The sequence below is a fragment of the Paenibacillus sp. DCT19 genome (assembly GCF_003268635.1).
Classification (GTDB): domain Bacteria; phylum Bacillota; class Bacilli; order Paenibacillales; family Paenibacillaceae; genus Paenibacillus.
Genome location: NZ_CP029639.1, coordinates 6,017,934 through 6,038,208, shown reverse-complemented (window position 1 = coordinate 6,038,208; position 20,275 = coordinate 6,017,934). Strand labels below are relative to the sequence as shown.

At 49.1% G+C, this 20,275-nt stretch carries 17 protein-coding genes and 1 pseudogene; 11 read left to right on the top strand and 7 right to left on the bottom strand.

Going from position 1 to position 20,275, the window contains the following annotated elements:
* Nucleotides 1-243: 243 nt before the first annotated feature.
* From DMB88_RS27465 to DMB88_RS27415, 11 genes and pseudogenes are all read left to right on the top strand, one after another.
* Nucleotides 244-1,065, top strand: coding sequence for an ABC transporter ATP-binding protein (locus tag DMB88_RS27465; RefSeq protein WP_128103834.1), 822 nt, complete (start codon nucleotides 244-246; stop codon nucleotides 1,063-1,065).
* Nucleotides 1,046-1,858: an ABC transporter permease gene (locus DMB88_RS27460; protein ID WP_128103833.1), complete on the top strand. Its 813-nt coding sequence runs from the start codon at nucleotides 1,046-1,048 to the stop codon at nucleotides 1,856-1,858. Before DMB88_RS27465 ends, DMB88_RS27460 begins: the two co-directional genes overlap by 20 nt.
* Complete coding sequence (locus DMB88_RS27455) at nucleotides 1,855-2,790, top strand: ABC transporter permease (RefSeq protein ID WP_254438362.1); 936 nt, start codon at nucleotides 1,855-1,857, stop codon at nucleotides 2,788-2,790. The genes DMB88_RS27460 and DMB88_RS27455 overlap by 4 nt, the downstream gene beginning before the upstream one ends.
* A gap of 79 nt (nucleotides 2,791-2,869) precedes the next feature.
* Nucleotides 2,870-3,934 (top strand): ABC transporter substrate-binding protein, encoded by a 1,065-nt coding sequence (locus DMB88_RS27450; protein ID WP_128103832.1) that lies wholly within the window; start codon nucleotides 2,870-2,872, stop codon nucleotides 3,932-3,934.
* A gap of 17 nt (nucleotides 3,935-3,951) precedes the next feature.
* Nucleotides 3,952-5,385 carry an aspartate aminotransferase family protein gene (locus DMB88_RS27445; RefSeq protein WP_128103831.1) on the top strand — a complete coding sequence of 478 codons (1,434 nt, stop codon included), beginning with the start codon at nucleotides 3,952-3,954 and terminating at the stop codon, nucleotides 5,383-5,385.
* On the top strand, nucleotides 5,372-6,649 hold the full coding sequence (locus DMB88_RS27440; protein WP_254438361.1) for a M20 family metallo-hydrolase: 1,278 nt from the start codon (nucleotides 5,372-5,374) through the stop codon (nucleotides 6,647-6,649). The genes DMB88_RS27445 and DMB88_RS27440 overlap by 14 nt, the downstream gene beginning before the upstream one ends.
* 14 nt (nucleotides 6,650-6,663) lie before the next feature.
* Nucleotides 6,664-7,548: a nitrilase-related carbon-nitrogen hydrolase gene (locus tag DMB88_RS27435; RefSeq protein ID WP_128103830.1), complete on the top strand. Its 885-nt coding sequence runs from the start codon at nucleotides 6,664-6,666 to the stop codon at nucleotides 7,546-7,548.
* Between the two features lie 119 nt (nucleotides 7,549-7,667).
* A pseudogene (locus tag DMB88_RS27430) lies at nucleotides 7,668-9,013 on the top strand (NAD(P)-dependent oxidoreductase).
* 200 nt (nucleotides 9,014-9,213) lie between these two features.
* Nucleotides 9,214-10,509 carry an NAD-dependent dihydropyrimidine dehydrogenase subunit PreA gene (gene preA, locus DMB88_RS27425; protein ID WP_128103829.1) on the top strand — a complete coding sequence of 432 codons (1,296 nt, stop codon included), beginning with the start codon at nucleotides 9,214-9,216 and terminating at the stop codon, nucleotides 10,507-10,509.
* Nucleotides 10,506-11,942 (top strand): dihydropyrimidinase, encoded by a 1,437-nt coding sequence (gene hydA, locus DMB88_RS27420; protein WP_174715319.1) that lies wholly within the window; start codon nucleotides 10,506-10,508, stop codon nucleotides 11,940-11,942. The genes preA and hydA overlap by 4 nt, the downstream gene beginning before the upstream one ends.
* Before the next feature lie 5 nt (nucleotides 11,943-11,947).
* Nucleotides 11,948-12,175, top strand: a complete 228-nt coding sequence (locus DMB88_RS27415; RefSeq protein WP_128103828.1) for a hypothetical protein — start codon at nucleotides 11,948-11,950, stop codon at nucleotides 12,173-12,175.
* 5 nt (nucleotides 12,176-12,180) lie between these two features.
* On the opposite strand, the gene DMB88_RS27410 is transcribed toward DMB88_RS27415, so the two are convergent.
* From DMB88_RS27410 to DMB88_RS27380, 7 genes are all read right to left on the bottom strand, one after another.
* On the bottom strand, nucleotides 12,181-13,875 hold the full coding sequence (locus DMB88_RS27410; protein WP_164848800.1) for a PucR family transcriptional regulator: 1,695 nt from the start codon (nucleotides 13,873-13,875) through the stop codon (nucleotides 12,181-12,183).
* 374 nt (nucleotides 13,876-14,249) lie between these two features.
* On the bottom strand, nucleotides 14,250-17,510 hold the full coding sequence (locus DMB88_RS27405; protein WP_128103826.1) for an efflux RND transporter permease subunit: 3,261 nt from the start codon (nucleotides 17,508-17,510) through the stop codon (nucleotides 14,250-14,252).
* 37 nt (nucleotides 17,511-17,547) lie between these two features.
* The gene (locus DMB88_RS27400) at nucleotides 17,548-18,495 is read right to left on the bottom strand and encodes a TetR/AcrR family transcriptional regulator (RefSeq protein ID WP_128103825.1); all 948 of its coding nucleotides are present in this window, start codon (nucleotides 18,493-18,495) and stop codon (nucleotides 17,548-17,550) included.
* 141 nt (nucleotides 18,496-18,636) lie between these two features.
* Nucleotides 18,637-18,822, bottom strand: coding sequence for a hypothetical protein (locus DMB88_RS27395; RefSeq protein WP_128103824.1), 186 nt, complete (start codon nucleotides 18,820-18,822; stop codon nucleotides 18,637-18,639).
* Nucleotides 18,823-18,851: 29 nt separating this feature from the next.
* Complete coding sequence (locus DMB88_RS27390; protein WP_056702138.1) at nucleotides 18,852-19,166, bottom strand: DMT family transporter; 315 nt, start codon at nucleotides 19,164-19,166, stop codon at nucleotides 18,852-18,854.
* Nucleotides 19,166-19,510, bottom strand: coding sequence for a DMT family transporter (locus DMB88_RS27385; protein WP_128103823.1), 345 nt, complete (start codon nucleotides 19,508-19,510; stop codon nucleotides 19,166-19,168). The genes DMB88_RS27390 and DMB88_RS27385 overlap by 1 nt, the downstream gene beginning before the upstream one ends.
* Nucleotides 19,507-20,130, bottom strand: a complete 624-nt coding sequence (locus tag DMB88_RS27380) for a TetR/AcrR family transcriptional regulator (protein WP_128103822.1) — start codon at nucleotides 20,128-20,130, stop codon at nucleotides 19,507-19,509. Before DMB88_RS27380 ends, DMB88_RS27385 begins: the two co-directional genes overlap by 4 nt.
* Nucleotides 20,131-20,275 lie beyond the last annotated feature (145 nt).

The window sequence follows — 20,275 nt, the reverse complement described above, 5'->3', positions numbered from 1 at the left end:
ATATTCATGATGTAGTTATATTCTTGTTAGGTAACCTCTCCTCCATACTTGCCTCACTTTACACTCTGTAACATGAACAAGCCTATTCTAAAAACAGTCTGTATAATGTAATCCTCGCTCAATGTTATATAGTATTACCTAACCAGTTAAATCTGTTATGTTCGTGAACACGACTCGGTTCAATAACCTCCCATTCACCCTGAGTGCGATCAGAAGACCACTTCCGCGAAAAGGAGAATGCCTATGTCCTCCATAAACGTTCCTGTTCCTGATGTCAGCCATATTGAAGTGGATCATGTGTCCGTTGTATTTGGAACTGGAACACAGCAGGTAACGGCACTGTCTGATGTTTCATTTCACATTGGTTCCAATGAATTTGTCTCTCTGCTTGGACCGTCCGGCTGTGGCAAATCCACCTTACTGCGATTGGTTGCCGATCTGCTCCAGCCCACGTCCGGTTCTGTCCGTATTGCCGGGGATGAGCCAGAAAAAGCAAGGTTACGACGACAGTTCGGCATCGTATTTCAGACACCTGCTCTGTTCGACTGGCGCACGGTACGTCACAATGTGGAATTACCGCTGGAGCTGCTCGGCACGAGTAAGAAGGAATGCAGGCGCATGAGTGCTGAGCTGCTTGAGCTGGTTGGTCTCACCCGCTTCGCTGACCATTTTCCATGGCAACTCAGTGGGGGGATGCAGCAGCGGGTATCAATCGCCAGAGCACTTGCTCTTGATCCACCATTATTGCTCATGGATGAACCGTTCTCCGCCCTCGATGAATTCACCAAAGAAAAATTGCAATTAGAATTGCTTGATATTAAGCGTTCCACAGGCAAGACCTTCCTCTTCGTTACACACAGTATCCCTGAAGCTGTATTCCTATCAGACCGGATTATTGTTCTCTCTGCACATCCGGGTCAGGTACATTCCATACATCCCGTTGAACTACCCTTAGAGCGTCATCGCGAACTGAGGGAAACGGAAGCCTTCTATCAGATGATTACGACGATTCGCAATTGTTTTTACGAGGAGCGTGATCCATCTGATGCCTCTGCGCTCTTATAAACCTGGCTATCGTTCCTGGGTAGCGATCTGGATCATTCTTCTACTCCTATTATGGGAAGGCATTGCCTGGATACTCCATGCGTCCATGACTTCTCAACAGGCTTCATCTCGCCTACCTTATCTACATGATGTGGTTATGGCACTATTCCGGCATGCAGGCACGCTTGCTGAACAAGGAAGTGTGACGTTTGGTAATGCGGCAATCGGCTTCGCAGGAGGTACGCTTCTGGGTCTGGCGCTTGCACTCCTGATGAGTATAGCTGTCTGGCTGGAGCGTACATTATCGCCCTATGTAATTTCATCACAGATGGTTCCGGTCATCGGTCTTGCCCCGATTGTGTACGGCATTATCCATAACGCCGAGTGGGCACGGATCGTGATGGCTGCTTACGTTACCTTTTTCCCGATTATCATCCACACCTTGAAAGGTTTAAAAAGCACCGCCCCGGAGCATCTGGAGCTTATGCGCTCCTGCGGAGCCTCGTTACCCGCCCAATATATCAAGTGTTTGTTACCTTCTGCGCTGCCTGGTTTGTTCTCAGGAATGAAAATCGCCGCTCCGCTCGCAGTAACTTCTTCCATTGTAGTGGAGCTAATGGGTGCTCCCGATGGGTTAGGCGTGCTTATGGTGAGCTCCCTGTACTATGGTAACGCCCAAGTCGGCATGTTCTGGGCAACGATCATGCTAAGTATGGGCATCGGATTGATCTCGTATTTGGTTATCAGCCTTGCTGAACGTTGGTTAACACCTTGGCAGCCTGAATTCAGAAGCAAGAGAGGAGGGGCTGCATGAATGATCATGTATGGAAACATCGGAATAAGGAAGATCGAGTGACAGCGGCCGTATCTGGAGGAACATCCATGTCCAGCTCTGCCATGATTACACCTACTTCTGCTTCACGAATACAGGAACAACAAGGACAAGCTGAAGAAAAACAATCGACTCGTCGTTTGCGAGGAGGCTCCATTGTTGGACGTCTGCTTCCAGCGGTTGCAGGACTTGTATTTCTTCTTCTATGGCTGCTTGGGGTATTCCACTTCATGTTCTCCCTGGAAATCTATCAATTGCCTGTTCCCTCTTCCATTGCAATCTCGATCAAAGAAAATGCAGAAATGCTCTTCCGTTATGCGATGTATAGCGGCACTGAAATGTTAGGTGGTTTCTTGCTAGGTTCTTCGCTAGGTGCACTTGCTGCTATAGTCGCTTGTTTCTTTCCAACGAGTGGAAAGGCGGCAGTGGCCGTGATGTCTGCTCTGAACGCAATACCAATCGTTGCGCTGGCACCGATCATGAACAACTGGTTTGGCGATGGAATCTGGTCGCGCATTGCGGTGGTAGCGGTCATTACGATGGCTGCTATGGCTGTCAGTTTATTCAAAGGGCTGACGTCCATCCAGCCACAGTACCATGAATTGCTTGGGGGGCTTGCAGCGAGCAAAATGCAAATTTTTATCAAGCTGCGCTTACCTCATGCCCTGCCTGCACTGTTCGCTGGATTGAAGATTAATATGTCGACCAGCATTATTGGAGCCATCGTAGGGGAGTTTTTCATCGCTTCTCAGGGACTAGGTTACCTGCTCTCTGATCAGATTCGCCTGGCGAATATGCCACTTGCCTGGTCTTGCATTGTTATCGCCGCTGTCCTTGGCATTGTGCTCTATGAGGCTGTGGTGCTGGCGGAGAAACGCCTGATTCCTTGGAGCCGTGTTCGCACAGATCACTGATTGAGCATTAAGTAGAGTCCTGATATTACATGCAATCGGCATGACCCAAAATCCATATAAATAGGGGGTTGTTCTTCACATGTACCGATCCTTAAAACCTGGTTTTCTAGTGTTGATGCTGCTGGTTGTTGCTATGTTAGGTGCGTGTTCGACGGATTCTAAGCCGGCTGCGACTCCTGCTGCTGCGGGTGCAGGGGAAGCGGAAGGTGAGGGTCAGTCTTTAACGAAAGTGAAGATCCAACTCAAATGGGTACCGCAGGCTCAGTTTGCAGGGATATATGCTGCCAAGGAGCAGGGTTTCTTCGCCGATGAGGGCATCGATGCCGAGATTATTCCCGGAGGTCCGGATATCGTCATTGAACAACAAGTTGTCAATGGTGCTGCGGATGTGGGTGTAACCGGGGTAGACAGCTTACTTGTAAGCCGGGATAACGGACTTCCATTGGTATCACTCGCCCAAATTTCGCAAAAGAGCAGCTATCGATTAATTGCCAAGAAGTCTGCGGAGATCACTGATCCTGCTCAGATGAAGGGCAAGAAGGTTAGTACATGGTTTGGCAGCCAGCAATTCCAAGTGCTTGCCTTCATGGAGAAGAATGGTCTTGATCCGAAGAAGGATATTGAGCTGGTCAAACAAGGCTTCACGATGGATCAATTCTTCAATGATCAGGTGGATGTGGCGACGGCAACAATCTATAACGAGTTTCATGTGGTATTGGAGAGTGGTGTGAAGGAATCCGATTTGGATGTATTCAACATCGAGGATGCGGGTGTTGGCATGCTGGAGGATACCCTTATTGCGAAGAAGGACTGGGTTGATGGTAATCGGGATCTGGCGGTCAAAGTCACGCGTGCCATTCTGAAAGGCTGGAACTACGCAATCGACAACCAGGACGAGACGGTAGATACCGTAATGAAAAATGTAACCGAGGGCAGTACCACCCGTGAGCACCAAGTGACCATGCTAGAGGAGATTGCGAAGCTGATTCGTCCAGAAGGTTTTACCGAACCACAGGTAGGTAGCTTCGTCGATGAGTCCTTCACCCGGACGGCGGATATCGCCTTAAGTTATGGTTTGATCAAAAAAGCCGCCAATCTGGATGAAGCACTAGAGAAGAGTATCTATGAAGACGCAGTGAAATAGATGGAGGAGGATGACGCATGAACTCTGTGGATCAGCAGCCTCAGCCAGTTGGAGGTACGAAGGAAGAATGGCTGGAGAAGGATCGTCAATATGTGTGGCATCACATCTCCCCGCATAACGATCATCCGATGATTGCCGTCAGCGGTGAAGGAAGCTGGATTATGGATCAGGATGGCTCACGTTATCTGGATGCAATGTCTGGATTATGGTGTGTGAACGTAGGTCATGGGCGGGAGGAAATTGCTAGAAGTGCCTATGAGCAGATGAAAGCACTCGCCTATGTACCGATGACCCAGAGTCATGAGCCGGCAATCCTGCTTGCAGAGAAGCTGAATGACTGGCTGGAGGGGGAGTATCGGATCTTTTTCTCCAACTCAGGTTCGGATGCCAATGAGGTAGCTTTCAAAATAGCCCGTCAGTATCATCACCAGAATGGTGAGCCTACGCGGCACAAGTTCATCTCTCGTCACCGTGCATATCACGGGAACTCTATGGGGGCACTTGGCGCTACAGGGCAAGCGGCTCGCAAGATCAAATATGAACCCCTCGGCGTTGGTTTCACTCATGTACCTCCGCCGTATTGTTACCGTTGCCCATTCGGTAAGAGTAAGGACGGATGCGGGCTCGAGTGCGCGACGATCTATGAAGAGGTCATTCGCTGGGAAGGGCCAGAGACCGTAGCCGCAGTTATTATGGAGCCGGTTATTACAGGGGGCGGCATGATTGTGCCTCCTCCGGATTACATGCGCACGGTACAGGAGATCTGTGAGCGCTATGGCGTGCTGTTGATCGTTGATGAGGTCATCTGTGGTTTTGGTCGCTCCGGGCAAAAGTTCGGGCATCACAATTATGGTGTGAAGCCTGATATCGTGACGATGGCGAAAGGCATGACCAGTGCGTACTCTCCATTATCGGCTACCGCCGTAAGAGCGGACATGTACGATTCGTTTAAGGAACCTGGCGCGGATACACACTTTCGTCATGTGAACACCTTCGGGGGCAATCCGGTGTCTTGCCGGGTAGCGCTGGCGAATCTGGAGATTATTGAACGCGAAAATCTAGTCAGCCAAGCAGAATGGCTGGGGCGATTGCTCCGTGAGAAGCTCGAACCGCTCTTGTCGCTTTCGGTGGTCGGTGACATTCGTTCCTTTGGATTCGCCTGTGGCATCGAATTGATTGAGGCGGATGGCGCTCCGGCCAGAGCTGATCGGGTGATGAAGGTACTCGCTAGCTGTAAAAAGGATGGCATTCTCATCGGTAAAAATGGGGATACCGTACCAGGGTTTGCAAATATTCTGACGATTTCACCGCCATTCGTCACAACGGAAGCAGAGCTGGATCTCATTGCAGGCAGCCTACTGACTGCACTACGTAATCTGGATGCAAGTTCATTAGACATGAACGGTGAAGCCATAACTGTACAAGGAGGAATTCGAAGTGCAGACGACTGAGGGAATCACCATTAATCAGGTTCGATTGGATGAGCGCATTGAACAATTATCTCGTATTGGACGCATCGTAGATACTGGTGTCTGTCGCTTAGCCCTAACACCGGAAGATATGGAAGGCATCATTCAGGTTCGTCTCTGGATGGAGGAGGCAGGGCTTACTACTCGGCTCGATGCCTTTGGTAATCTGATTGGTCGCTTGGAAGGTACAGACCCATCGCTTCCGCTACTTATGCTGGGCTCACACATCGATTCCCAGCCATATGGTGGTCGCTATGATGGAGCGATTGGAGTGCTCGGCGCGCTCGAAGCGGTTCAATGTCTAATAGAGCAAGGGATTCAGCCACTGATGTCCATTGATATCGTTGCCTTTTGTGATGAAGAGGGTTCGCGGTTTAATAAAGGCCTGTTCGGCTCCCGTGGGATAACCGGGCAGTTGGAGGAAGGTGAACTGGAGCGACAGGATAAGCATGGGGTGACGCGGCGAGAAGCGCTTGAATCCTTCGGCTGCTCCCCAGCACAATTTGCCGAATCGGTATACCCGCCTGGAGCGATTGGTGCATATCTGGAGCTGCACATTGAACAGGGACCTGTACTGGAATCGATAGACGCCCCCGTGGGTGTAGTGACCGGGATTTCTGGACCACTGTGGCTCACGGTGACTATGAAGGGAATGGCAGGTCATGCTGGATCGGTTCCGATGGGAATGCGGCATGATGCGCTTGTTGGCAGCGCCAAAGTCATTGCTGCGTTTGATGAGATGGTACGTGAAGATCCTAGTGCGCCTACGGTAGGAACAGTAGGGAGCCTGAGGGTATTCCCCGATTCGCGCAACATTATTCCGGAGGAAGTTAGCTTTACCGTAGATTTGCGGGATATGGAGATGTCACGCAGAGATCGGCTGGAAGCCCGGTTCATGCAGCTGCTGGAGGATATAAGCAAGCAGCATGGGCTGAGCTATTCGCTCACGGTCGATACCAACAGTGAGCCACGATATTGCGCGGAACGAATTAAATCTGCGATTCACTCATCGGCAGAAGCGATGGGAATGACATTACCCGAGCTGATGAGTGGGCCTTTCCATGATGCACTGGCATTATCACATGTATGTGATTACGGCATGATCTTTGTCCGCAGTAAGGACGGCATCAGTCACCATCCGAGTGAATACTCTTCGCCAGAAGATATCGCACTGGGCACCGAAGTGCTATATCGAACCGTTCGGCAGATGTGTAATGGTCACACGATTATCGACACATTTTCATAAGGAGGCGTTCCAATATTATGGGCAAAATCAAGATTGCTTTGATCCAAGCTTCACACGCCATTGAAGGCACGGCTTCCGTTGATGTTCATAAAGAAGCGGCAATACAGAAGCATATCGCCATGGTGCGGGAAGCTGCCGCCAAGGGAGCGCAGATTATTGGCTTACAGGAAGTATTCTACGGTCCGTACTTCTGCACGGAGCAGAGTCCGAAGTGGTATGCCTCTGCGGAGCAGGTACCCGAGGGACCAACGACACAACGTTTCCAAGCATTGGCGAAGGAGCTTGGGGTAGTCATTATTTTGCCGGTGTATGAGGTGGAGGGCATTGCTTCGTATTACAACACGGCAGCCGTGATCGATGCGGATGGATCGTACCTGGGGAAATATCGCAAACATCACATCCCGCATGTGGAAGCAGGTGAGGGTACGAATGGATTCTGGGAGAAGTATTATTTCAAACCTGGAAATCTTGGATACCCGGTGTTTGATACGGCTTACGCCAGAGTGGGCGTGTACATCTGTTATGACCGTCATTTCCCGGAGGGAGCGCGTCTGCTCGGATTAGCAGGTGCTGAGATTGTATTTAATCCTTCGGCAACGGTGGCAGGCACATCGGAATACCTGTGGAAGCTGGAGCAACCAGCACATGCGGTAGCCAACGGTTATTATGTTGCTGCGATCAATCGTGTAGGGGTGGAATCACCTTGGAATATGGGAGAGTTCTACGGTCAGTCCTATCTCGTTGATCCGCGTGGGAAGATGGTCGCCATCGGCAGCAGGGATCGGGATGAAGTGATTATTGGTGAGATGGATACCGAGGTAATCCGGGAGGTGCGCAATGTATGGCAATTTTACCGGGATCGGCGGCCTGAAACGTATGAACATCTCGTTCATTTGTAGAGGTTGTTCAAAAAGTCCACTTTTGATTACAAAGGATGCCCTAAGGCGCAGATAGGATACAGAGTCCAATGAATAATTCTCGGAGGTGCATACGCATGATGAACAGCCATGGAAGCCCCATGTCCGATTATGGATGGGAGAGTCGTTTCACGGAGATGAAGCCTGCGATGTCAGGTGCAGAAGCGATGGAGGAATCCAACCGCTGTCTATATTGTTACGATGCACCTTGCATTAAGGCGTGTCCAACAGATATTAATATTCCTTCGTTTATACGTAAAATCTCCACAGGTCACCTTAAGGGTTCTGCTCGAACTATTATGGATGCGAATCCGGTGGGAGCCAGTTGTGCGAGGGTCTGTCCAACAGAAGAGTTATGTGAAGGTGCCTGTGTTCTGAATGATTCGTCAAAGCCTATTCGCATCGGTGACCTGCAACGATATGCAACCGATTGGGCAAGAACGAAGAATGAACCTTTGTTCCATCCGACCCCTTCGAATGGACGTACTGTTGCAATTGTGGGAGCCGGCCCGGCAGGGTTGTCCGCAGCCAGAGAGCTGGGGCGTGCAGGGTATGAGGTGACAATCTATGAAGCGAAGGCAAAAGGTGGCGGACTGAACACCTATGGTATTGTATCGTTCCGTTTACCTGAATCCGTCGCATTGTGGGAAGTACAGCAAGTGGAAGCACTGGGCGTACAGATTCGCTATGGAGTTCGCATTGGGGTAGACCTCTCGGCAGATGAGATTATGGAGCAATACGATTCGGTAATTCTCGCTTGTGGCATGGGCGCAGTGCCGATGCTAGGCATTGAAGGCGAGACACTAGAAGGAGTCTATGATGCCATTGAGCTGGTCGAATCGACGAAGCAGGGTGTGCCACCGGCGCTCCATGGATTGAATGTTGCCGTGATTGGTGCAGGCAATACAGCCGTGGATGCAGCTACGTGTTCGGTGCGTTTGGGTGCTGAGCGAGTACAGATGCTCTATCGACGCGGAGAGGGTCAGATGACAGCGTATGCGTTTGAATATACATTTGCGAAACAGGAGGGAGTCGAATTCCGTTGGTTTACGATGCCGAGGCGCATTATCGGAGATGAGAACGGCCGAGTTCGCGCCATTGAATGTGTGAAGATGCGGCTCGAGACACCGCCCGGCGGGGGCGTGCATGGCCTGTACCGGTGGAGGGATCAGAGTTCACGATTGAATGTGATACCGTCGTGCGTGCCATTGGGCAGAATCGGTTGTTGCTGCTCATTGAAGCCTTTGGCTTGAAGCACCAAGGTGGTGTAGTGGAGGTGGAGGCGCACACATATCGCACATCCCGCCCTCAGGTCTATGCGGCAGGAGATGTTATCTTCGGTCAGGGGCAGGGCGAAGCCATGGTCGTATCAGCAGCCCAACAGGGGAAGATGGCTGCGGCAGCCGTCATGAAGGAATGGCCTGGACAGGTGGAAGAGACGGCATAAGTTTCGGAATCATGCCATGCTCGGTTTAATGACACCAGCACTAATCTATAAGTGAAAGGTTTTGACGGGATCATTATTTGGAGCATATAGGGAGATCATGCAATCTCAAGACTGATATCAGACAGCATACTTTCAATACCAAACCAAACGCTAATCAATATTAATTAAGAGACATTAATCCACATCTAGGAGGGATCGTTATGGCTGACTTATCTATTAATCTGGCAGGTATTCGATCGCCGAATCCGTTCTGGCTGGCATCTGCACCCCCAACGAACACGGGATATCAGGTTCAACGAGCCTTTGAGGCAGGCTGGGGTGGTGCAGTGTGGAAGACGCTGGGCGAGCCGATTATCAATACATCGTCGCGCTTTGCAGCAATTCATTTTGGTGGACAGCGTGTTGCCGGTTTTAACAACATTGAGTTGATATCGGATCGTCCATTAGAAGTGAATCTGCGAGAAATTGCCGAGACCAAGAAGCGTTTTCCGGATCGAGCGGTGATTGCTTCTCTAATGGTTGAGCCGAAGCGGGAGAAGTGGCATGAGATTGTGAAGAAGGTAGAGGCGGTTGGTGTCGATGGACTGGAGCTGAACTTCGGATGTCCTCATGGCATGGCTGAACGTGGTATGGGAGCCGCCTCGGGACAACAACCCGATCTAGTTGAATTGCAGACGATGTGGGTGAAGGAAGTGGCTACAACCCCGGTTATCGTGAAGCTTACGCCCAATATTACGGATATTACGATGACCGCCAAAGCTGCCGTGCGTGGTGGAGCCGATGCGATCTCCATGATTAACACCATCAACTCTCTTGCGGGTGTAGATCTGGATTCGTGGAATACCGTTCCGCATGTAGGCGGTCAAGGAGCGCATGGGGGGTATTGTGGCCCGGCCGTGAAGCCGATCGCTCTGAACATGGTTGCGGAGTGTGCACGTAATCCTGAGGTAGGCGTACCGATATCAGGTATTGGAGGCATATCCAATTGGAGGGATACAGCTGAGTTTCTATTAATGGGAGCCACCGGCGTTCAGATATGTACGGCTGCAATGCATCATGGTTTTCGGATTGTGGAGGAAATGATCGACGGGCTGAATGATTACTTGGATGAGAAAGGCTTGCAAAGTGTAACCGAGTTAATCGGTCAGACGGTTCCTAAATACTCGGATTGGGGCAATCTTGATCTGAATTACAAAGTGGTCGCTCGTATTGACCGCGATGTCTGTATCAATTGCAACAAATGCCATATCGCCTGTGAAGACACTTCACATCAATGTATCGATATGCTGACAGACCCTTCGGGCTCCTATCTTGAGGTGGTTGAGGAGGATTGTGTAGGCTGTAACCTTTGTTCCATCGTTTGTCCAGTAGACGGTGCAATCCAGATGGTGGAGGTCGAGCATGAACAAGCACCACTCACCTGGAATGAACGCCAATCGGCAATAGCGACGCTACAGTGGACACGAGATCAATCAACGAAAGAGGCGATATCATGAGTATCCGTAAATTGATTCGTAATGGTGTGTTGGTTACAGCGTCAGATACATTCGAGGCAGATATTCTAATCGAGCATGGCAAAATCACGCAGATCGGCATAGGGCTACTGCCGGACGAACGGACAGAGGTCATCGATGCTGCGGGTTGTTATGTGATTCCGGGCGGTATCGATCCACATACTCATCTGGATATGCCGTTTGGCGGAACCGTTACTGCGGATGACTTCGCGACAGGTACGGCAGCAGCAGCATTTGGCGGCACAACCACAATCATAGATTTTTGTTTAACGCAAAAAGGGCGACCGCTGCTGGAATCTCTCCAGCAATGGCATGACAAAGCAGAGGGTAAAGCAGCCATTGATTATGGTTTCCATCTGATGATTGGTGAGATGAATGACCAAGTGCTCGAAGAGTTACCTCAGATGATTGAAGAAGAAGGTGTGTCTTCCTTTAAGGTATTCATGGCATACAAAAATCAATTCCAAGCCGATGATGCCATCCTGTATCAGACGCTGCAAAAGGCGAAGGAGTATGGCGCTCTCGTCATGGTGCATGCCGAGAATGGTGATGTGATCGACCTCTTGGTGCGTGAAGCACTCGCGGCTGGTCGAACTGAACCGATTCACCATGCGCTAACTCGTCCATCGATCTTGGAGGGAGAGGCAACAGGTCGGGCGGCTCGACTGGCGGCGCTTGCCGATTCTCAGCTTTATGTTGTGCATGTGACATGCGCTGAAGCGGTTGAGCAGATTGCCCGTATGCGGGAGTTGGGTTATCGAATCTGGGGCGAGACATGTCCACAGTATTTAACATTGGATCAATCGATCATGGATCAGCCGAATTTTGAAGGTGCTAAGTATGTCTGGTCCCCACCTTTGCGGGAAGTGTCTCATCAGGATGCATTATGGAATGCGCTCAAGAATGGTCAGCTGCAGACGATTGGCTCGGATCACTGTTCGTTTAACTTTAAGGGACAGAAGGATCTGGGAAAGGATGACTTTAGCAAAATTCCGAATGGCGGGCCTGTGATCGAGGATCGACTCAGCATCCTGTATTCAGAAGGTGTTGCCAAAGGTCGCATATCCTTGAACCAGTGGGTGGATCTGTGCTCTACACGGGCGAGCAAACTGTTTGGGCTCTTTCCGCAGAAAGGCACGCTGGCTGTTGGAACCGATGCAGATATCGTTATTTTTGACCCAGCGATGGAGAGAGAACTTTCTGCTGCGACGCATCATATGAACGTAGATTACAGTGCTTTTGAAGGAATGCAGGTTCAGGGATGTCCCGTTACGGTGCTGTGCCGGGGAGAATATGTGGTTCGTGATCGGCAGTTTGCAGGCAAGCCGGGTGCAGGTCAATACGTGAAACGTGCCAAATACGATGCTGGCGCGCCCGTTCCAGCGAAGAAAGTTGCGACAACAATGAGGGGGTGAGAGGGATGTCCGAGACAGCGGATTTTGAAGCAGAAAAAATAGCGATTGAACGTATGGTCGCACTGGGCTACCGGATCTATACGGTGCAAGAGCATCTGGAGGGAGCGGATGTCGTCTGGGAACACCCGGAACAGCCGGGGGAGTGGAAGCAGCAACACGTCGGTACTGCCTCCGGCCGAAAGTGGTTTGGACACTTTCTCGTGCAGCAACTGCGAGAACAGCAGGGGGCATAATGAAGCTACGCGATCGGGCCGTTGACATATTCATAACCATAGATGGCAAGCTCGATCGCAACCCTTTTCTCAGGAAGAACATAGTCTTCGCCTAGAAGAGTCTCGATTTTGTGTAATCGGTGATAGAGCGTTTGCCTAACGATGAACAGGCGGGTAGCGGTCTCTTGTTTGGAACAGCAGAGCACTAAATATTGCTTAAGTGTATGCAGGAGCTGTCCACCTTTTTCTGCATCATATCGGATGATTGGCCCCAAATACTCCTCGATAAAATCCTCCAGACTACCACTCTGCTTCATGCCTGCAATAATACGGTAACAGTGAAGGTTGCTGTAGAAGGGCTGTTGCATGGCTCCGATATCCTTTTGAATGGACAGTGTCTCCTTGGCTGAATCCAGGCTGTCCTTGATACGAGAGAGGTTAGCGCAGCTCTGACCAATGCCTAGTAGACCTGAGAATAGACGATGCGTTTGATCTGCTTCGTGCTGCTGGAGCTGTTGAATGCAGTTCCATAGCTGGCTTTTGCGTTGAACTCCAGGCTGAGGGTCGATGATGATAAGAATGATCTGATGGTTAAGCACGGTACTGTAGAGGGTGAATCCTTCTCTTGAGAAAATGGAGCGGGAGACGATGTTGCGCTGAATGAGGAGCTTCTGTAGCTTGAGGCTATCTGAATAACCCGGAATACGGTCGAACAACATGACGGTGCCTGTGCCTGCTGCAAGAAGGGGGCTAGCGGTGGATAGATAGTCGTGTATTTCTTTGGCAGAATGATGGCCGTTGAGCCAATCAATGACCCACATATCTTCCTTGTATCGGCGCTTCTCCTCCATGTATTTGGTACGCATCCAGTCCTGGGCAATGGCAGCGGCACAACGCTCCATGGCTTGAAGGACGAATTCGCTCGAAGGTTGATGCGGGTGCTCTAGATCCAGATCATGATTAGATGATTTGGCTGTGGTGAGTACGAGATCGGCAAAGGTATACTCTAGCGCTTGCACAGACAGCGAGAGCGTACCTGGTGAGGAACCATGATCGGTTGGCGTAGTGTTCTCCGTATGACTTTCCATTCTCGTTGTACCAGACTCCCGATGCATGAACCAGGACTGGCGGCGCGCTTCCAGATGCTCTGGTGCACAATAAGGCACCGCACTTGCCTCACCCTCAAGTGGATAGAGAGCTACATCATAACCCGTCGTACGTGACAACAATCGAAGTAGTGGCTGCACACCATCGCCATTGAGCAGAAGTTGGTTGAATGAGGTAGTCAGGGTATCAAGTTCAGCGATTAACCGCTGGTGACTGCGGAGCAAAGTGAAATGCAGGTCCTGTGTAATATCAATATAGCGAACTTGTTCGTGGAACCAGATTAATGGAAAATCCTCGGCAGAAGCGATTTCTTTCATCGCCCCAAGCTGGGATTGGGTATGTGCTCCAAGCTCAATACATAACCCCGCAGCCCCATGTGCAATTAACTGCCGTAGAAAAGAAAGCCCCTGCTGCGCATTATCCTGCCATCCGATGCCTGTAGTTAACACCAGTTCACCACCGTTTAGCAGGTTCCCCACTTCAGGCACTTCCATGATATGTACCCATCTGACGTACCTTGTCAGCGCACGTTCACTGGCGAGCACCTCTGCTTTGCGAAATACCGGACGTTTCAACATATCCCTCATCTGAATATGGAGCGTCGTTTCCCCCATATCCTCACCGTCCTTCCCATGGTATGTCCTAGGCAATACCCAACCCAAGCTGCGGAGTTCTAGAAGAGCGTTCTGTAAGCCATGTACGTATTTCATATCTATAGACCCTACTCGTGCAACATATCCGTAAACCTTAGTATAGAACCATTTCATAGAGATGAGATGATCTCTCACACCCATTTGTGTAATTTCCCAAAATGGATAGTTTGTTTTGTCATTTATTTCAAAGTTGCCATCGCGTTGACTACAAAACAAGCCCTGACTGCAAAAAAACACCCCTTGATGTGATGCTGGAATATAAAATCATTCCAATACATACCAAGGGGTGTGAATTGTTAATCTAGCTCAGATCATGAGTCGATCCTTGTGCTTAATTAATCTTCGATTCTTTTCTTTTTGAACTTCATCAGGAATTCATACACAATCGGTACGATGACCAGTGTGAGCAGCGTGGAGCTGATCAGACCACCGATAACGGTAATTCCCAGACCTTTCGAGATAATACCAGCGCTCTCTTCCAGCCCTGTAACGAGTGGAAGCAAAGCACCAATGGTAGCAAGAGCGGTCATCAGAATTGGACGAAGACGTGTTGCTCCGGCTTCCAGCAAGGCTTCACGAGTAGACAATCCCTCGTTTTCCTTGTGAATGACGCGGTCGATTAGGACGATGGCATTCGTGACCACGATTCCGATTAGCATGAGTCCACCCATCATGGCAGATACGTCGATTGTACCACCTGCTACGAACAGACCTACCATAATACCAATAACGGTGAACGGTAGAGAGAACAGGATGGCAAATGGCGCAAGTCCGCCGCCAAACGTAACAACGAGCACGAAGTATACGATAGCGATGGCTGCCAGCATGGCAAGACCAAGCTGTGTAAATGTGTCATTAATTTGTTCAGTCGTACCACCGAACTTCACTTCAACACCATCTGGCAGATCGATTTTGTCGATATTAGCCTGCAGATCCTGCGAAGCCTTCGCTACATTAGAGGCGAGAATGTTAGCTGATACCTGAACAACGACCTTACCATCAATACGCATGATGGAGTTCGGCGAAGTACCTTCTTCTACTTTTGCGACATCTTTAATGGGTACTTCGATGCCGAGTGGTGAAGTGACTGTTTCATTTTCAATCTCCGAAAGGCTATTGAATGTCTTTTTGTCCGTTTCAACATATACTTTATACGTTTTGTTCTCGATATCTACTTCGGTAAGCACCGGGCGTTCCCGCACTGGACTCAGCGTCATAGCCAGTTGACCTGCAGTCAAACCAAGCGAGCTTAGTTTCTCCTGATCTGCAACCAGCGTGTACTGTCCGTAGGTATCTGAGAGTGTTGTATCTGCTTTTTCGAATGATTCCGTATCTGCTTGAACCAGCTTCAGAATTTCATCGGAGACTGGTTTGATCTGTTCTACACTGTCGCCATAGATGGAAAGGCTCAGACTGCTTCCTCCCAGACCCCCAGACATATCAAGCTCACTCCAGGTTCCTACGGTAACTTGGTTCTTCAGACCTTCCACAAGATCTTTCTTCACTTGGGTAAATTCTTTGGTATCTTCGTTGTATTGAATATAGAAGAGTGCAGAGTTGGAGCTTCCTCCACCCATGCTGCTCAGCGGGTTACTGCCACCGATGGAGTATTGCATTTTCTCCAGACCTGGTTGCTGCAACAACCATTTCTCAGCGACAAGGGCTTCTTTTTCCACATCTTCACGCAGAGCTCCCGTTTCCGGACTGTACGTAACCATTACATATTTATCCTGTTGCTCTGGCAGGAAGCTTGCGCCGATGAACGGATACAGGAATAAACTACCGACCAATACGAGTACAGCGACACTTACAGTAATGAGTTTATGAGACAACGTCCAGTTCAAGAGTCGTTTGTATGTTTCCGCAAGCTTGCCCGGTTTTTCGTCATGATTTTGTTTGTTCTTAATCCCTTTGCGGAACAGGCTATGTGCCAGCATTGGTACGATTGTGATCGCAACAATAAGGGATGCCAGTAGGGCAAAGACCATCGTCAAGGCAAATGGTAAGAACAACTCACCGACCATACCGCTCACAAGTGCGAGTGGAAGGAACACGGCGATGGTAACAATGGTGGAGGAAAGGATCGGTACAAACATCTCGCGGGTTGCTTCCCGGATCAGTTCACGGCCTTTTAATTTCTCTCCTTTGAGTGTTAAACGGCGATAGATGTTCTCGATAACAACGATGGAGTCATCTACGACCCGCCCAATAGCAACCGTCATGGCGCCGAGCGTCATCATATTCAACGTAATGTCCATTACATTCAGCGCCGTCAGTGCAATGAGCAAGGAGAGCGGAATGGAAATAACCGAAATGATGGTAGAGCGGATATCACGCAAGAACAACAGAATAATCAAAATGGCGAACAAAGCACCAAACATCGCTTTGAACAACATTGTATTTACGGAATCTTGTATCGGTTTACCTTGGTCAAGTAAGACCGTTAGCTCCGCATTTTTGAATTGGGATTGCAATTCTTCTGCTTTTTTCTTAACGGCATTGACTACATCAACAGTATTGGCATCATTGGACTTAACGATAGAGATCCCGATGGATTCTTTACCATCTGTCCGAGAGATGGATTCTGCTTGACCAATAACTTCGATCTTCGCGATCTCACTTAATTTAACGGTTGGAATACCAGGTGCTGCGTTAGCTGCGCCTGCAGGATTACCAGCGCCAGCGTTACCGCTACCCGCTTGCCCTGCAGCTTGGTCAGATCCTTGTGCAGCCCCTGGTGCTGTACCTTGACCCGCTTCACCAGCTTGAGCCGATGAACCATCTGTTGGTGCTCCCGTGCCTTGTGGGGCAGTAGCTGCACCATTACCTGCTGATGCGCCTGCACCGCTTGGGATAACCGGAATGGCCAGATTGTTCAGGTCATCAATATCAATGATGTTACCATCAACAACGACAGCCTTTTGTGCTTTATCCAGTTCAAACAATCCAAGAGGTACACGGACAGACGAACCTTGAACGATGCCTTTGACTGTATCTTCCGTCAGACCGAGTTCGTTCATTTTGTCCTCGTCAAATTTCAGTTGAACCTCTCTAACGTATTGACCGGAAACTTGTACCTGAGCGACACCATCAATGTCTTCAAGTGCGGCCTGAATATCGTTCTGTGCGAGTCTTGTCAGTTGCTCCAGATCGCCGCCATCCTTATCGGACAAGCTCAGGGATACAACTGGGAATGAGTTGATGCTGAATTTGGAAATGGTCGGTTTCTGTACGCCTTCTGGCAATTGCACTTCGTTTAAAGCTTCACGAACTGCTGCGGTGGCATTATCCAGATCGGTTCCATAATCAAATTCAAGTGTAATGGAGGAGGCATTTTCCATGGAGGTAGAGGTGAGTGTTTTAATGCCCTCGACGTTCCTCAATGTTTGTTCTAGTGGTTTGGTGACATCCTCAACAATTCCCTCTGGTGCAGCACCAGGATCAATAGCAGTAACCGCCAGAAATGGAACGTTGATGTTTGGAATCGTCTCCTGCTTCATCGTTAGTCCACTGTATAGACCGGTAGCGGAAACGATGATGGTCAGAATCCAGATCGCAAACTTGTTGTTCAGTGAAAAGTTAATAATCCCTTTCATACGTTGGTTTCTTCTCCTCTCTGTTCTCCCTGTTTTTTTATTGGTTTGACGAGTCAGCTTGGATAAACCGGCTATACATGGCATCCATAATATGCTGAAGCTCGGAGTGCAATGGCTGAATGGCAGGAATGTGATTCAGATTGTGCATCATACCCAGGATAATCGCGCGCCTTGGCGTGAATTCCATCATCTCTCGTTTTAGAATGGCGATGGTCTCCAGCGCATCGGTTCGTAATTGTCCTGGTTGCAGATCAGAAGTGATGATATCCTGCATCTGTTTGATAATGTGAACCGGATGCCGCATGACGGTAGAATCTGCATTGAATTCACGCGTCCATGCTGGCCAGTGGTCTAACATAATTAAGGGCGCAGGCTTGTTCTGCAACAGTCCTTGTGCTGCGTAATCCATCGTTCGCAGCAAGTTGGAAGCCATTTTGGCAACGGTGAGGGACGGCATTTCGGTGAACCATATTTTGACGTAGGAGAGAAACAGACCTTGCGTAAGCAGCATCAAATCAATGGTATAAGGTTCAATCTCGGGTCCATACATGGCCTCAAGCTTATCCTTGAACCAATGTAAGATGCGAACCTCCAGTTCTCTATGCTGCGGGTTGCATTGGTCATGGTGCTTCTGTTCATCGTCCATCATCATGCTGCGTAGCTGTACACGCAAAAATTCCCTCAGCTCAGATACATGGATGAGAAGTGTTTCGATCTGCTTGTGCAGACGTTCTCTTGATGTGAGGCCAGCTTCTTGTTCAATCTGAGTCATTTCATCAATGAGAGTGAACATGCAGTATTCCAATGTGCTGGACTCTAATTCCTCCTTGGATTTGAACATGAGGTAGAGACTGCCCTTCGACATTCCGCACAGTTCAGCAATCTCCTGCATAGACGTTGCGGCACTGCCTTTGGCTGAAAATAGTTTAAGAGCTGTGGTAATAATGAGCTTTTTCTTTTCATTCATTTCATGGATAGGGTTCATTAACGATACATTCACCTCGTTGCGGAACTTGTGAGTTCTCAGATTGACTTCAAGGTCAAAACAAGTATAAACGATTCGGAAGGTGGAATTCAAATGGGAGGAAATTGGAAGAAACGAAAAGGGGATACTTATAGAATGGGACTACATCCCACCTTGAAAATCATAAATTGCGAGCAGGATCACCGCTACGAGGGAGAACAGGAAGAACGCAGCTAATAGAATCAGGAAGTTGTACTCAAACAGACGACTTCCTGATGAAGTCGCCTGTTTTTTTACGTGAAATATAAATTTGTCTACCGTCGTATCAGCATTATTATCGTTTATCATTACGATATTGCTTTATCTTGCTGCATACGTTACGTAATTAATTTCAAACCAACGGCTGCAACCAGAATCATTGCAATAAACAGGAGCCGCTTCGCTTCTTTGCGTTCACCGAACAGGAACATACCTGTCAGCGTGCTGCCAACTGTACCGATTCCTGTCCACACAGCGTAGGCTGTGCCCATAGGAATAGAGGTCATTGCGTAGGACAGAAGAGAGAAGCTGAATACAAATGAAACCAGCATCAGCACGATATAAGGCCAGCCTTTTTTGGAGGAAGCACCATTAATACCGATAACGCCAAAAATTTCACAGATGCCTGCACCGACAATTGCTAACCATGCCATTATGCCGCACCTTCTTTCGTTGATTGCTGCTGGTCTGTGACAAGCTTCAGTCCAATGACACCGCAGAGCAGTAAGCCAATCAACAATATTTTAGCGAGGCGGAATTCCTCGCCGAACAATACCATTTCCGTCAGGACGGTACCCGCTGTACCTATTCCCGTGAAGACGGCGTATACGGTACCGACAGGCAGTCTTTTGGAAGCGGCAATGATTAATCCGAAACTAATCACGATGGCGATCGCTGTCAAAGACCACTCCAAGACATTGGAAGCGTGCTTTAGCCCACTCACCCATACAATTTCTATAATTCCTCCGATAAAAACATATAACCAGTTGCGGTTCATGATGGTGAATCTCCTTCCAGCACGATAGCTCGTGCTTCTTCGTTCATATGATGTATGCCATGCCAAAAGACAGGCCAGGACGCTTCAAGGCGTCGTTTGTATCGACGTGAGCTTCCATAAATAATCTCCACCGTAATGCCGTCCAGGAACGTCATAAACGCAATAGCTGCTTGTTCTGCTGGAACAGACGGTAGTTCTCCGTGACGTATTGCACGCTCGAATAGCCGGATCAATATGCGTTCCATGCCGTCTAGAAACGGATACACGAGATCCATCACTTCGCTATATAGATTCAGTGGTGGATAATAACAATTGCGCAGCATAAAACGTGCTGATGCATGGGCGTGGTACTCTTCCTCAAACCAGAATAGTAAACCCTTCAGCCGTTGCTCCAGCGGTATATCCGCATGGTCACGGAAGTATTCGAGTGTGTGCCGCCGTACCTCCTGAAATGCGAAGGCCAGAGTGTGCAAGAATAAGTCATCCTTGTTGCTGAAATGTGCATATATCGACGGTTTCTTAATCCCGACTTCATCTGCGATGGCTCTCAGTGAGGCTCCCTCATATCCATCTCTAGCAAAATGAAAAAGCGCGGCATCCCGAATCGAATGTGCAGTCATAATATCACCTTCCTAACGGGCGTTAGGTAATAATATTTTCACATTTTACATCCCGTGTCAAGATGTGAAAATCCGCCTGCACGATAGCGCACAGGCGGATGATCTATAGAAATATGAAATTAAATGGATCATTTACACACGAGTT